General features: G+C 62.9%; 11 protein-coding genes. 6 read left to right on the forward strand and 5 right to left on the reverse strand.

Annotated elements, in window-relative coordinates:
- Nucleotides 1-44: 44 nt before the first annotated feature.
- From NMG70_RS18325 to NMG70_RS18340, 4 genes are all read right to left on the reverse strand, one after another.
- Nucleotides 45-497, reverse strand: a complete 453-nt coding sequence (locus tag NMG70_RS18325; RefSeq protein WP_254025856.1) for a DUF983 domain-containing protein — start codon at nt 495-497, stop codon at nt 45-47.
- Nucleotides 497-2,803, reverse strand: coding sequence for a ribonuclease R (gene rnr / locus NMG70_RS18330; protein WP_436798419.1), 2,307 nt, complete (start codon nt 2,801-2,803; stop codon nt 497-499). The genes NMG70_RS18325 and rnr overlap by 1 nt, the downstream gene beginning before the upstream one ends.
- Before the next feature lie 7 nt (nt 2,804-2,810).
- Nucleotides 2,811-5,465, reverse strand: coding sequence for a type I DNA topoisomerase (gene topA / locus NMG70_RS18335; RefSeq protein WP_254025857.1), 2,655 nt, complete (start codon nt 5,463-5,465; stop codon nt 2,811-2,813).
- A gap of 453 nt (nt 5,466-5,918) precedes the next feature.
- Nucleotides 5,919-6,296, reverse strand: coding sequence for a COG4315 family predicted lipoprotein (locus tag NMG70_RS18340; protein WP_254020229.1), 378 nt, complete (start codon nt 6,294-6,296; stop codon nt 5,919-5,921).
- A 174-nt stretch (nt 6,297-6,470) separates the two neighbouring features.
- On the opposite strand from NMG70_RS18340, the gene NMG70_RS18345 reads away from it, so the two are divergent.
- The 6 genes from NMG70_RS18345 to NMG70_RS18370 all read left to right on the forward strand — a co-directional run bounded on the left by NMG70_RS18345 (nt 6,471) and on the right by NMG70_RS18370 (nt 12,484).
- Nucleotides 6,471-7,217 (forward strand): cytochrome c biogenesis CcdA family protein, encoded by a 747-nt coding sequence (locus tag NMG70_RS18345; protein ID WP_254026229.1) that lies wholly within the window; start codon nt 6,471-6,473, stop codon nt 7,215-7,217.
- 348 nt (nt 7,218-7,565) lie between these two features.
- Entirely contained in the window at nt 7,566-8,924 is a 1,359-nt protein-coding gene (gene glmU / locus NMG70_RS18350; protein WP_254025858.1) for a bifunctional UDP-N-acetylglucosamine diphosphorylase/glucosamine-1-phosphate N-acetyltransferase GlmU, read from the forward strand.
- Between the two features lie 157 nt (nt 8,925-9,081).
- Entirely contained in the window at nt 9,082-10,905 is a 1,824-nt protein-coding gene (gene glmS, locus NMG70_RS18355) for a glutamine--fructose-6-phosphate transaminase (isomerizing) (protein ID WP_254025859.1), read from the forward strand.
- A gap of 120 nt (nt 10,906-11,025) precedes the next feature.
- Entirely contained in the window at nt 11,026-11,307 is a 282-nt protein-coding gene (locus tag NMG70_RS18360; protein ID WP_254025860.1) for a type II toxin-antitoxin system RelE/ParE family toxin, read from the forward strand.
- Nucleotides 11,308-11,345: 38 nt separating this feature from the next.
- Nucleotides 11,346-11,645 (forward strand): HigA family addiction module antitoxin, encoded by a 300-nt coding sequence (locus NMG70_RS18365; RefSeq protein WP_254025861.1) that lies wholly within the window; start codon nt 11,346-11,348, stop codon nt 11,643-11,645.
- Nucleotides 11,646-11,725: 80 nt separating this feature from the next.
- Nucleotides 11,726-12,484: a DUF502 domain-containing protein gene (locus tag NMG70_RS18370; RefSeq protein WP_254025862.1), complete on the forward strand. Its 759-nt coding sequence runs from the start codon at nt 11,726-11,728 to the stop codon at nt 12,482-12,484.
- Here the strand turns inward: NMG70_RS18370 and recG are convergent.
- The gene (gene recG / locus NMG70_RS18375) at nt 12,436-14,544 is read right to left on the reverse strand and encodes an ATP-dependent DNA helicase RecG (protein ID WP_254025863.1); all 2,109 of its coding nucleotides are present in this window, start codon (nt 14,542-14,544) and stop codon (nt 12,436-12,438) included. The genes NMG70_RS18370 and recG overlap by 49 nt on opposite strands.
- Between the last annotated feature and the right edge of the window lie 275 nt (nt 14,545-14,819).

The following is a 14,819-nucleotide window of genomic DNA, read 5'->3' on the forward strand; positions in this document are numbered from 1 at the left end:
GCGAAAGTGGCGTCCAGCCATGCCGATTTGCGCCAGCCTCGGTTTCAAGCCTCGGGATGCGACTCGATCAGATCTTCTTCCCCGCCGAAGCCGTGCATATAGAACGCCCATTGCAGGCCGATGACGGCGCCCTTGACCGGCTGCAGCAAGACGATCGCCATGAGGATGGTCAGCGGCACCCAGATGGCGATGTGCTGCCAGGTGGACAGAGTGGAGGTCGCTTCGACGCCCATGAAGGCGCCGAGCACGATGTGGCCGACGATGACCACCACCAGGTAGGCCGGCAGGTCGTCGGCGCGGTGGTGATGAAGCGCCTCGCCGCAATGATCGCATATATCGACGGTCTTGACGAAGGCACGAAACAGCTTTCCCTCGCCGCAATGCGGGCAGCGGCCAAGCGCGCCACGCTTCATCGCCGTCCACAGCGGGCGGGCGATCCGGCCCGACTGATGTTCGCCGCCGAAAACTTGTTGGTTCATTTTCAAATCGCTTGGCATTACCGTCTCCTGCCGCGCGAGCCTGGACGCGATTGCGACGCACGGGCACGGCCCTTGGCCTTGTGAAACGACCGTTTGGAGCCGGGCAGCGGCTTTGGGTCGGTCAACATCTCGAAACGCATCGCGCCGGCCATAGGCGCCACCTCGATCAGGCGAACCTCGACGCGGTCGGCAAGCTGATAGCCCTTGCCGGTGCGTTCTCCGAAAAGCGATCGGGCAGTTTCGTCGTATATATAGTAATCGCCCTCGAGACTTGACACCGGGATGAAACCATCTGCGCCATACTGCGGCAATTGGACAAATAGTCCCGATTTGGTGACGCCCGAAATGCGTGCATCGAAACGCTCGTCGACACGCTCTGCCAGATAGGCGGCGATCAGCCGGTCGACCGTGTCGCGCTCGGCGGCCATGGCGCGGCGCTCGGTGGCTGAGATCAGCGCAGAAACTTCTTCCAGCCGCTCCGCTTCATCCTGCGTCAGTCCGCCTGCACCGAAGCCGAGCGCGGCAATCAGCCCGCGATGCACGATCAGGTCGGCATATCTGCGGATCGGCGAGGTGAAGTGCGCATAGCGCTTCAGATTGAGGCCGAAATGGCCGATATTGCTGGGCGAATATTCGGCTTGCATCTGCGTGCGCAGCACGACCTCGTTGACTAGACCCTCATGGTCGGCGCCGCGGACGCGATCCAGAATGCCGTTGAACTGGTTCGGCCGCATCTGCGCGCCCCGCGCCAGCGAGAGGCCAAGCGTCTGCAGGAATTCACGCAGCGATTCCTGCTTGGCGAGCGAAGGTGCGTCATGGATGCGGTAGACCAGCGCCTGTCGTTTCGCCTCCAGCGTCTCGGCGGCCGCGACATTGGCCTGGATCATGAATTCTTCGATCAGCTTGTGCGCGTCGAGCCGCTCCGGCACGACGACCCGGTCGACGGTGCCGTCCTCCTTGAGCAGGATTTTCCGCTCCGGCAGTTCGAGCTCGAGCGGTTGGCGCGTCTCACGACCGCGCTTCACGACGGCGTAGGCATCCCATAACGGCTTCAGCACCGTATGGAGGATCGGGCCGGTCTTGTCGTCCGGCGCGCCATCGATCGCGGCCTGCGCTTGGGGATAGGCTAGCTTTGCCGCCGATTTCATCATGATGCGGTGGAACGAATGCCTGAGCTTGCGGCCATCGGCCGAGAAGGTCATGCGGACCGCCAGCGCCGGGCGATCCTGGCCTTCGCGCAACGAACAAAGGTCGTTGGAGATGCGCTCCGGCAGCATCGGCACGACGCGATCCGGGAAATAGACCGAATTACCCCGCTTCAGCGCCTCGCGGTCGAGCGCGGTGCCATAGCGCACATAGGCGGCGACATCGGCAATCGCCACGGTAACGACCACGCCGCCGGGGTTCTTCTCGTCCGGATCTGCTATCGCGAACACGGCGTCGTCATGGTCCTTGGCGTCGGCCGGATCGATGGTGACCAGCGGCAGCTCGCGGCAATCCTCGCGGCCGGCCAGCGTCGCCGGTTTGACCGCTTCCGCCTCGGCGATGACGTCTGCCGGGAAAATATGCGGAATGTCGTGCGCGTGGATAGCGATCATCGAGACCGCCTTTTCGCTGGTCAGCGAACCCAGCACCGCCAGCACCTTGGCCCTGGGCAGCCCGTAGCGGGAGGCCCGCGCCGGCTCGACCTCGACCAGATCGCCGTTCTTGGCGCCGTTCTGGAATTCCTTGTCGACGACCAGCTCCGGCTGGCGTCTTTCGACAGGCTCGATGCGGAAGGTACCGTCCCGCAGCACGCGAAAAACGCCGAGGAATGCATCGGTGCGCTTCTCGAATATCTTCATCACCCGCCCGGTATAGGCAGGGCCGGTCGGGTCATCGGTTGGAAAGGTCTTGGCCAGCACACGGTCGCCAATGCCCGGTGTCGGGCCGCCGCCGCCGCGCGACACGCGGATCGCTATGACAGGAGGCTCACCGTTGCCCACCGCTTCGGTGGGGTGCGCCAGCAGCACGCCGTCGGCGTCGCGGCCAAAGATGTCGAGCACGGCGACATGGGCGAGGGCGCCGACGCGGGCGAGCCGCTTGCGCTCCTTGGTCAGCAGGCCCTCATCCTGCAAGTCGCGCAAAACGTCCTTCAGCCAGATACGGTCGTCGCCGCGCAGCGCAAACGCCTTGGCGATGTCGCGTTTGCCCGAGCGATCCGGATTTTCGGCGATGTAGCGCAGGATCTCGTCGCGGGACGGCCGGTAATCATCCTTAACCTTGGCCCTGGTGTCGGCGGTGCGCAGATCGCCATGACTTCTTCCGGATACCCTGCGCGCCACGATGCAACTATCCCTCTTTGTTGGCCACTTTCTTGGCCGCCACTTTCTGGGCCGCCGGTTTTTTGGCCGCAGGCTTTTTGGCCGCAGGCTTTTTGGCAGGTGCGGCCGCTTTGCGGAAGGGCTTTCTGCCGCCATTGCCGCCCTTGGCTTCCTTCTCGGCAATCAGCGCCACCGCGTCCTCGATCGTCACCGACTGAGGGTCCTTGCCCTTCGGCAGCGTCGCATTGACCTTGCCGAAATTGACATAGGGCCCGTATTTGCCGTCGCGCACGACGATCTTGCCGCCGCCCGCCGGATGCTCGCCAAGTTCCTTCAAGGCGGCGGGCGTGCCGCCATTGCGACCGCCGGGGCCTTTCAACTGCTTCTCGGCGATCACCGACACGGCGCGGTTGAGACCGATCGAGAAGACGTCCTCGATGTTGTCGAGATTGGCGTAGGTGCCGTCATGCAGCACGAACGGGCCGTAGCGCCCCAGCCCGGCCGAGATCATCTTGCCGGATTCCGGATGCTTGCCGACGTCGCGCGGCAGCGACAGGAGGGCGAGGGCTTTTTCGTGGTCGATCGAATCGACTGTCCAGCCCTTGGGCAGGCTGGAACGCTTGGCTTCCTTGCCGTCGCCGCGCTGGATATAGGGGCCGAAACGACCGCTGCGCAGCGTGATTTCCTCCGCCGTGTAGGGGTCCTTGCCCAGCACCTTGGTGCCGTCCTCGCCATTGCCGTTTTCGGCATTGGGGTTGGCGGCGTCGCCGAGTTGGCGGGTGAAGGAGCATTCGGGATAGTTCGAGCAGCCGACAAAGGCGCCGAATTTGCCTAGCTTCAGCGACAGGTTGCCGGTGCCGCATTTCGGGCAGATCCTGGGGTTCGAACCGTCCTCGCGCGCGGGAAACACCAGCGGCGCCAGTTCCTCGTTGAGGGCGTCGAGCACGTCGGTGACGCGCAATTCCTTGATGTCGGCGACGGCACCGGAAAAATCCTTCCAGAAATCGCGCAGCACATCCTTCCAGGCGAGCTTGCCGTCGGAAATTTCGTCGAGCTTTTCCTCGAGCGAGGCGGTAAAATCGTATTCAACATAGCGCTCGAAGAAGCTTTCGAGGAAGGCCGACAACAGCCGGCCCTTGGCCTGCGGCAACAGCTTGCGCTTGTCCAGGGTGACGTAGTCGCGATCCTCGAGCGTCTTCAGGATCGCCGTGTAGGTCGACGGCCGGCCGATGCCGAGCTCTTCCAGCTTCTTGATCAGCGAGGCTTCCGAATAGCGCGGCGGCGGTTCGGTGGTGTGCTGGGTGGCGTTGATCGCCTCACGGTCGAGTTGTTCGCCGGCACGGATCTCGGGCAGACGGCGGTCTTCCTCGTCTTCCGCATCCTCGTCCTTCTGGTCGGTGTAGGCGGCAATGAAACCGTCAAAGCGAACGACCGAACCGACGGCGCGGAGTTCCGCCGTGCGGGCCCCGTTGATTGCCTCGATCTCGACCGTGGTGCGCTCGATCTCGGCCGGCTGCATCTGGCTGGCGATGGCGCGTTTCCACACTACCTCGTAAAGACGCGCCTGGTCGGCATCGAGATATTGCCGGACCGAGGCCGGCGTGCGCATGAAATCGGTCGGGCGGATCGCTTCGTGCGCTTCCTGGGCGTTTTTGGCCTTGGTGGTGTATTGGCGCGGTTTTTCTGGCAGGTATTTTGGGCCGAACTCCTTGGCGATCGCATCGCGCGCGGCCGATATCGCCTCGGGCGCCATCTGCACGCCGTCGGTTCGCATATAGGTGATCAGGCCGGTGGTCTCGCCGCCGATGTCCATGCCTTCATAGAGCCGCTGCGCCACCTGCATGGTGCGAGTGGCCGAAAAGCCGAGGCGCGAGGAGGCGGCCTGCTGCAGCGTCGAGGTGGTGAAGGGCGGGCCTGGATTGCGCCTGGTCGGCTTGGCTTCGACCGACAGCGCCTTGAAGGTCGCGCCGTCCAGCATCGCCTTGATGCCGTCGGCCTGCGCCTTGTTGGAAATGTCGAGTTTTTGCAGTTTCTTGCGGTCGAAGGCGGTCAGCCGCGCCTCGAAATTTTCCTTGCGCGGCGTGCCGAGAATTGCAACGATCTGCCAGTATTCCTCGCGGATGAAGCGCTCTATCTCCAATTCGCGGTCGCAGACAAGGCGCAGCGCCACCGACTGGACGCGGCCGGCGGAGCGGGCGCCCGGCAGCTTGCGCCACAGGACGGGCGACAGCGTGAAGCCGACGAGATAGTCGAGCGCGCGGCGGGCGAGATAGGCATCGACCAGCGGCGCATCGATCTGGCGCGGATTGGCCATCGCTTCCAGCACCGACGATTTGGTGATGGCGTTGAAGACGACGCGGCTGACCGGCTTGTCCTTCAGCGCTCGCTTCTGCTTCAGCACTTCCAGGACATGCCAGGAAATGGCTTCGCCTTCGCGATCCGGATCGGTGGCGAGGATCAGGCCGTCGGCGTCCTTGACCGCCTTGGCGATGTCGGCAAGACGTTTGCTCGAGGCGGTGTCGACGGCCCAGGACATGGCAAAATCCTCGTCCGGACGCACCGAGCCATCCTTGGCCGGCAGATCACGGACGTGACCGAACGAGGCCAGGACCTTGTAGTTCTTTCCGAGGTACTTGTTGATTGTCTTCGCTTTGGCCGGCGATTCGACGACGACGACGTCCATGAGGTCTCATATCAGCTGTGGTGCGGCAGAAGAATTCCGCTGCGCGCGACGAAATCTCGTACAATTGTCGCTCACATGGCCGCGCTTTTGCGTCCGGTCAAGGGGAAGCGCCCAAAATGCAGTCCTGCATTGAGCGCACAACCCAAGGGCGCATCATGTGATATCCGCAATCCCAGATAAGGGGGGCGGCTGCCCTATCGTTGGACAAGCCGGCATGATTCCGGGAAAACGGGACAAAATCTTCTGCGGATATAAGAGAAACATCGATCACGCGCCAGCCCCAGCTGAGGGACGCCCGGCATGATGAGACGACGCTGGCGGGCGAGACTGGCGTGGCGAGTGGGGCTCGTGTGTCCAGCGGGACAGCACCAGAAGCTGGCCGCCGGGAGGCCTGCAGGGCTACGCGGCAGCCAAGGATTTCCCGCCGGTCAAGGCGGGGATGCAGGTTCGGGGCTAGTCGGCCTTGGCTATGTGCCAGACGCCGCCAACGCCGTCGCCGGTCACATCGCCGGCCTTCTTGTCCTTGATGAATGTGTAGAGCGGCTTGCCTTCATAGGCCCACATCTTGGTGCCGTCGGTGCGGTCGACGATTGTCCATTCGCCCTCGGGCTTGGCGTCGGCCTCAGCCTTCAGCGGCGGCCAATTGGCGGCGCATTTGTCGTAGCAGTTCGACTTGCCCATCTCGTCCTTGTCGTAGGTGTAAAGGGTCATGCCGTTGGCATCGGTGTATATCTTGGTGCCGCCGACATCGGCTTCTTTCCACGCTTCGGCGGCATAGGAGGTGGCGGTGCCGAGCAAAAGCACCGCCAGCCCAACTGTGATCGATTTCATGACGCTCTCCCTGATATGATCGAGAAGCGCGCGGAAAGCCGCGGCCTCCTTGCATCAACGCGCTTGGCGTGTCGTTTCTTCCTCGATGCGAGGCGGCAACCTGCCACGCAATGGTGATTGGCGGACAAGCCCGCGCGCCGCTATATCGGCGCCGATACAGTTGGGGTTCGGGAAATGGCATTGGATATCGGCTATGTCAGCGCGGTCGGGGCGGGGGCGATCTCGTTCCTGTCGCCTTGCGTGCTGCCGCTGGTGCCGCCCTATCTCTGCTACATGGCCGGCGTGTCGGTCGAGGATTTCCGCGGCAATGCCGGCGTCGCGGCCAAGGCCGACGCACGCAGCGCGCTGCTCTATGCCTCGATCGCCTTCGTTCTCGGCTTCTCGACCGTCTTCGTGGCGCTGGGCGCCGGCGCCTCGACCATCGGACGGCTGCTGCGCGTCTGGCAGGAGCCGCTGGCGATGGCGGCCGGCGTGCTCATCATCCTGATGGGCCTGAATTTCCTCGGCATATTGCGCATCCCGCTGCTGTCGCGCGAGGCGCGCTTCCAATCGCAGGGCAAGCCGGCCAGCATCGTTGCCGCATACGTCATGGGACTGGCCTTCGCCTTCGGCTGGACACCCTGCATCGGACCGGTGCTGGGACCGATCCTGACGCTGGCCGGCGGCCGCGAGACGGTGGGCGAGGGCGCGGCTCTGCTCGCCGCCTATTCGCTCGGCCTCGGCATACCGTTCCTAATCGCGGCGCTGTTTTCCGGCGCCTTCATGCGCTTTCTCGCAAAATTCCGCGTCCATCTCGGCCGTGTCGAAAAGGCGATGGGCGCGCTGCTGGTCGTCGCCGGCGTGTTTTTCCTGACCGGTGGCGTGCAGGCCGCGTCCTACTGGCTGCTGGAGAATTTCCCGGTGCTAGGGCAGTTGGGGTAAGTTAGGTCAAGGCGATGGCTTGATACTGTCGCAAACTGATGTTGCGGCCTGCAATCGCCTCAGGTCCGCGCTGCCCCTCATCGCCCTGCCGGGCACTTCTCCCCGTATAGCGACGGGGAGAAGGACGCCTTCTCAAAGGATTTCGCCAATCTGCAACGGTGCAGAACCGGCAGGCAGATGAGAGGCAGCGCCAGCTTAGATCATTGGCCGGATTAGAAATCGAATTCGAGATACAGAACAACCGTCTCACCGGAATTTAACCGCATTGGTGCAGCATGGCGCCAATGCTAGTGAGACTCCGGGCTAGACATGCCTTGATTCCCAACCCTTTTCATATGGTCGCATTCCATGAGCCAGAGAACCTGCCTGTCCGTCATCCTCGCCGCCGGCGAGGGCACGCGCATGAAAAGCGCTGTGGCAAAAGTGCTGCACCCGATCGCCGGCCTGCCGATGGTCGCCCATGTCATCAAAGCTGCGGAAGCCGCAGGCAGCGGTGACCTGGCGCTGGTAATCGGCCATGGCGCGGACGAGATGCGCAAGGCTACGCAAAAGTTCGCGCTGAAGGCGGAGCTTTTCGTCCAGGACAAGCGGCTCGGCACGGCGCATGCCGTTCTGGCGGCTCGCGATGCGATCTCAAAGGGTTACGACGACATCCTGGTGATGTTCGGCGATACGCCGCTGATCGATCCGGAGGTGCTGGTTGCTGCGCGCCTGAAGCTGGCTGAAGGCGCTGCCGTCGTTGTGGTCGGCTTCCGCACCTCAAATCCGTCCGGCTATGGCCGGCTGATCGAAAAAGGCGGCAAGCTCATCGCCATCCGCGAGGAAAAGGACTGCACCGACGAGGAGAAGAAAATCACTTTCTGCAATGGCGGGCTGATGGCGATTGCCGGCAAGCATGCGCTGCAGCTGCTCGATCAAGTCGGCAACAACAACGCCAAGGGCGAATATTATCTCACCGACATCGTTGAGATCGCCGGCGGGCAGGGTCTTGATGTCGTTGCGGCAGAAGCCGGCTTCGAGAATGTGCTCGGCATCAACAACCGCGCCGAACTCGCCGAGGCGGAAGGCATCTGGCAGACGCGCCGGCGGCGCGAGGCCATGCTCTCCGGCGTCACATTGATCGCGCCCGAAACCGTGTTCTTTTCATACGATACCGAGATCGGCGCCGATACGATCGTCGAGCCCAATGTCTGGTTCGGGCCGGGCGTGACAATCGCCACCGGCGCCAAAATCCATGCCTTCAGCCATATTGAAGGCGCTACTATCGCCTCCAACTGTGATGTCGGCCCATACGCGCGGCTGCGGCCGGGTTCCGATCTCCGGCAAAAAGCCAAGGTTGGCAATTTCTGCGAGGTCAAGCAGGCTGTTATCGAGGAGGGGGCAAAGGTCAATCACCTGACCTATATCGGCGATGCCCGCGTCGGCGCCGGCGCCAATATCGGCGCTGGAACCATCACCTGCAACTATGACGGGTACTCGAAGTTCTTCACCGATATCGGCGAGGGCGCCTTCGTCGGCTCGAATTCCTCTCTCGTGGCGCCTGTCACAATCGGCAAGGGCGGCTACGTCGCTTCGGGCAGTGTGATCACCGAAAGCGTGCCCGACGATGGGTTGGCCTTCGGCCGCGCCCGCCAGAGGACGCTGCCCGGCAAGGGCAAGGAATTGCGCGAGCGTTTTGCTTCGGCCGCGGCCCGGAAAAAAGGCTAGCCTGATTGCGGTAACCGGATTGCAAGCGCGCTCGGTCATGGTGCATCTGTGCAGAACCGTTCCGGCTGATACGGAACGAAACGCAATGTGATTTTCGCGGCAGCCCGTCCAACCCTAAATGGCGCCGGGCTTCATGCCGGAATCGGGGGCAACGTCTATGTGCGGTATCGTCGGAATTGTAAGTCACTCGCCGGTCGCGCCACTGATCGTCGATGCGCTGAAAAGGCTCGAATATCGCGGCTATGATTCGGCCGGCGTCGCCACCGTTGAGCACGGCCAGCTGGCGCGTCGCCGCGCCGAGGGCAAGCTGATCAATCTCGAACGCCGGCTGAAGGACGAACCGCTCGACGGCATGATCGGCATCGGCCACACGCGCTGGGCGACGCACGGCGTGCCCAACGAGACCAATGCGCATCCGCATTTTTCCGACGGCGTCGCCATCGTGCACAACGGCATCATCGAGAATTTCGCCGAATTGCGCGACGAGCTGATGCGCGACGGCTACACATTTTCATCGCAGACCGACACCGAGGTCGTCGCACACCTGGTGGGGCGCGAACTGGCCAGGGGCCTGCAGCCGGTCGAGGCCGCGCACCAGGCGCTGAAGCGGCTGGAAGGCGCCTTTGCGCTGGCCATCATGTTCAGGGGAGACGAGGATCTCATCGTCGGCGCGCGCAACGGCCCGCCGCTGGCCGTCGGCCATGGCGATGGCGAGATGTTCCTGGGCTCCGACGCCATCGCGCTTGCCCCCTTCACAAATTCGATCACCTATCTGGAGGATGGCGACTGGGCGGTGGTACGCCGCAACGACGTCGGCATCTTCGACATGGACGGCAACAAAGTCGACCGTAAGCGGCAGCAGTCGCTTAGCACCAGCTTCATGGTCGACAAGGGCAACCGGCGCCATTTCATGGAGAAGGAAATCCATGAACAGCCCGAAGTGATCTCGCACACGCTGGCGCATTATGTGGATTTCGTTGGCGGCCTCTCGAAGCCGATCGACCTGCCGTTCGATTTCGCCAAAATCGACAGGCTGGCGATTTCAGCCTGCGGCACCGCCTATCTGGCCGGCCTGATCAGCAAATACTGGTTCGAGCGCTATGCGCGGCTGCCGGTCGACATCGATGTCGCTTCGGAATTCCGCTACCGTGAAATGCCGCTGTCGAAGACAGACGCCGCATTCTTCATCTCGCAATCGGGCGAAACCGCCGACACGCTGGCCTCGCTGCGCTATTGCCGCAAGGCGGGCATGAAAATCGGCGCGGTCGTCAATGTCCGCGAATCGACGATGGCGCGCGAATCCGACGTCATCCTGCCGACGCTGGCCGGGCCGGAGATCGGTGTCGCCTCGACCAAGGCCTTCACCTGTCAATTGTCGGTGCTGGCCTCACTTGCCGTGCGGGCCGGGGTGGCGCGCGGAACGATTTCGCCGGAACAGGAAACGACGCTGGTCCGCCAACTGTCGGAAGCGCCACGCTACGCCAACCAAGTCCTGAAACTCGACGGCCAGATCGAGAAGGTTGCGCGCGACCTCTCGCACTACAAGAACGTGCTCTATCTTGGCCGTGACACCAATTTCCCGCTGGCCATGGAAGGCGCGCTGAAGCTCAAGGAAATCTCCTATATCCATGCCGAGGGCTATGCTGCCGGCGAGCTGAAGCACGGGCCGATCGCGCTGATCGACGAGAACATGCCGGTGATCGTCATTGCCCCGCATGACCGCATTTTTGAGAAAACCGTGTCGAATATGCAGGAAGTGGCGGCGCGCGGCGGCAAGATCATCCTGATCACCGACAGCAAGGGTGCCGCGCACGCCACGGTGAAGACGATGAAGACGATCGTGCTGCCGGACGTGCCGGAAATCATCTCGCCGATCATCTACGCGCTGCCGATCCAGATGCTGGCCTATTTCACCGCGGTGTTCATGGGCACCGACGTCGACCAGCCACGCAACCTGGCGAAATCTGTGACTGTGGAGTAAGGACTGGCAAGTTTCGACCAGCTACCGATAGGTTCCCGGCGGCAGTTAGTATCAGTTATTGATACGTATTTCTTGCGCGCCCTCGTGTATCAATGTATGATACGTGACGAGGGGCAGAAATTGATCGTTTCGTACAAAGGCAAGGCGGTGGAAGCGGTTGCCGAGGGGAAGGCGCCGAAAGGTTTTCCACCCGATTTGGTTACCCGTGACGAACGTCGTCTTCGTGCCATCGCCAATGCCGCCCAACTGAATGACCTTCGGTCGCCACCCGGAAACCACCTTGAAGCCCTGAAAGGGAGCAGAGCTGGGCAGTATTCTATCCGTATCAACGACCAATGGCGCATCTGCTTCAAATGGACTGATGCTGGCGCCGAGGATGTGGAGATCGTCGACTACCATTGAGCGGGCATTTGCCCACAACTACAAAAGGTATCCGAACTATGCTCAAGTTCGCACGTCCCATTCACCCCGGAGAATTCCTGCGCGAGGAATATCTCCTCCCGCTTGGCATGAGCGCTGGCGCGCTGGCGAAGAAGCTCAATCTTCCGCGCACCCGTATCGAACGCATTGCCAAGCAAGAGATCGGCTTGACTCCCGATACCGCGCTTCGCCTCGCCAGGTTCTTCAACACCACGCCCGAATTCTGGATGAATTTTCAGCAAGCCTATGAGCTCGAAACCGAGGCACGGAAACTCGCGCCGGAGCTCGAGAAGATCGAGCCGCTGGAAGTCGCGGCATAGTTGATCTTTTAAAAAATTCGCAGTTCCAAAGCCGAATGCGGTTCATTAATGTCGCGCCGCAACCAGCGCTGCGGTGAACCATGTCCGATGCTTCCAAGACCTCAGGCATGACCCGGCTGCGGAATTACTTCCTGACAGGCTTTGTCGTCTGCGCGCCGCTGGCGATCACCGCCTACATCGCCTGGTCGTTCATCGGCTGGGTCGATTCCTGGGTAAAACCCTATATTCCGGCGCGCTACAACCCCGATAGCTATCTGCCGGCGCCGGTTCCGGGTTTCGGCCTGATTGTCGCTTTGATCCTGATCACTCTGATCGGTTTCCTGACCGCCAATATCGTCGGCCGCGCTATCGTCTTGTTCGGCGAACGGCTGCTCGGCCGCATGCCGCTGGTGCGCGGCATCTATGGGTCTCTGAAGCAGATCTTCGAGACCGTGCTGTCGAACAAGGGCGACATGTTCCGCCAGGTCGGGCTGGTCGAATACCCGCGCAAGGGCGTCTGGTCGCTGGTCTTCGTTGCCAGCGAGAAGGAAACCGAGATCAACCAGAAGCTCGACCAGGAGGGTGATCCGCTGATCGCGGTTTTCATGCCGTGCACGCCCAACCCGACCACCGGCTTCCTGATGTATGTGCCGAAATCCGATATCGTGCCGCTCGACATGACGATCGAGGACGGTGCCAAGCTGATCGTTTCTGCCGGGCTGGTGGCGCCGGAGGTCAAGACGAAAATGGTAACGTTGAACGGCAAGCCGATCGGCGGCCAGATCGGCAATCCGCCGGTGGATGCCGGGCCTCAGCCGGCGCGCAAGAGCCGCACCGCCTCGTCGCGGCCGAACAAATAAAGCAGCATGCGAAGGGCGACCCCGCGTTCGGATTGCAATTCCGGATCGCGCGACAGGATTAACCGCGCGTCGTCGCGAGCGGCTTCGAGCAGGTCGGCATGCGCCTCAATGCGCGCCACCTGGAAGCCAGGTGTGCCGGACTGGCGGGTGCCGAGCAACTCGCCTTCGCCACGCAGTTTCATATCTTCCTCGGCGATGTGAAAGCCGTCCTCGGTCTCGCGCATTACCGAGAGCCGGCGCGTTGCCGTCTCGCCGAGCGGATTTTTGTAGAGCAGCACGCAGGAGGACGGTTTTTCGCCGCGACCGACCCGGCCGCGCAACTGGTGCAACTGAGCGAGGCCGAAACGCTCGGCATGCTCTATGACCATGATCGTCGCATCCGGCACATCGACGCCGACCTCGATGACCGTGGTGGCGATCAGGATGCGTGTCTCGCCGGCCTTGAAGGCGCGCATCGCCTCGTCTTTTTCGGCGCCCTTCATGCGGCCGTGCACTAGGCCGATCCGGTCGCCGAACAGGGGCTTCAAGGAGGCAAAACGGTCCTCCGCCGACATCAGCTTGATCTCTTCGGACTCCTCGACCAGCGGACAGATCCAATAGATCTTCTGGCCGTCGGCGACGGCGTCGCGCATGCGGCCGACCAGTTCGTCGAGCCGCTCGAGCGGCAGGGTGACGGTTCGGATCGGCTGGCGACCGGCCGGCTTTTCCGTCAGCTTTGACACATCCATGTCGCCGAAGGCGGTCAGCACCAGTGTGCGCGGGATCGGCGTCGCCGTCATCACCAGCATGTCGGGTGCGTCGCCCTTGGCGGTGATGGCGAGCCGCTGGTGGACGCCAAACCGGTGCTGCTCGTCGATGACGGCGAGGACGAGGTCGTGGAACATCACCGTTTCCTGGAACAGGGCGTGGGTGCCGACGACGATGTCGATCTCGCCACTGGCCAGAGCGGCCAGCGTCTCGGTGCGCTCGCGGCGCTTTTCGCGGCCGGCGAGGATGGCGATGCGCAGGCCGGCTTGTTCCGCTAACGGTGCAATCGTCGCAAGATGCTGGCGCGCCAGGATTTCGGTCGGCGCCATCAATGCCGCCTGGCCGCCGGCCTCGACAGCGCGCGCCATGGCGAGCAGCGCGACAACCGTCTTGCCGGAGCCGACATCACCCTGCAGCAGGCGCAGCATGCGTTCGGCGTCACCGAGATCGGCATTGATTTCGGCAAGCGCCATTTCCTGCGAATTGGTCAGCGAATAGGGAAGAGCGGCGCGCAGCTTTTCGACGAAGCGGCCGTCGCCGACCAACGGTCGTCCGGACAGGCGGCGGACTCTTGCGCGCACCAGCGCCAGAGACACTTGGCCTGCCAGAAACTCGTCATAGGCCAGACGCCGCCAGGCTGCGCCGTCGACCGACACGTCGATCGGGTCGGCGGGATTGTGAATGCGGGCGAGCGCGTCGCCGAAGGCGGGAAAGGTGCGGCGGCGCAGAAACTCATCCTCCCGCCATTCCGGCAGCACCGGCAAGCGAGCGAGCGCCTGGCCGATTGCCCGGCGCAGCACTTTTCCCGACAGCCCGGCGGTGAGCGGATAGACCGGCTCGACCAGCGGCAGGTTTTCCGCTTCGCTGGCCAGCGCGATGTGGTCGGGATGAACCATTGTCGGGCGGCCGTTGAACCATTCCATGCGCCCGGAGACCACGACGTGCTCGCCCACGGGCATCGCTTTTTCGAGATAGGCGACGTGGGCATGGAAAAAGGTCAGCGCGATCTCGCCGGTGTCGTCATGGGCGTAGACCCGGTACGGCACCGATCGGTTGCCGCGCGGCGGCGGCTGGTGGCGATCGATGCGCACTTCGAGGGTGACGATCGCGCCTTCGGCCGAACCGGCGATGCCCGGCCGGTTGCGGCGGTCGATCACCGAATGCGGCAGCACGAACAGAAGATCGCCGGCACGCGCCGCTCGGTCGCCGAGATCGGCCGGAACGACTTTCTCGATCAGTGCGCCGACCTTCGGCCCGACGCCGGCAAGCGAGGTGATCGGGACAAACAGCGGATCGAGGAGGGAAGGTCTCATTGGTGAGAGATCACCGGATGTCGGCGCTTACCCCCCTCTGGCCTGCCGGCCATCTCCCCCTCAAGGGGGGAGATTGGCAGCTTTGGCCTCATCGCCCATCTTGCAGCGGTGGAGATTGACGAAACCCGGCGCGACAGCAAATCTCCCCCCTTGAGGGGGAGATGTCCGGCAGGACAGAGGGGGGTGCCTGGGCTGATGTTGTCAGGAGTGTACGTCACACCGGGATGTTAGACACCCTCCGCACCGTTGCAAGGCTGACACCGCGCTCTATCCAC

The organism is Mesorhizobium ventifaucium (assembly GCF_935822925.1).
Taxonomy (GTDB): Bacteria; Pseudomonadota; Alphaproteobacteria; order Rhizobiales; family Rhizobiaceae; genus Mesorhizobium; species Mesorhizobium ventifaucium.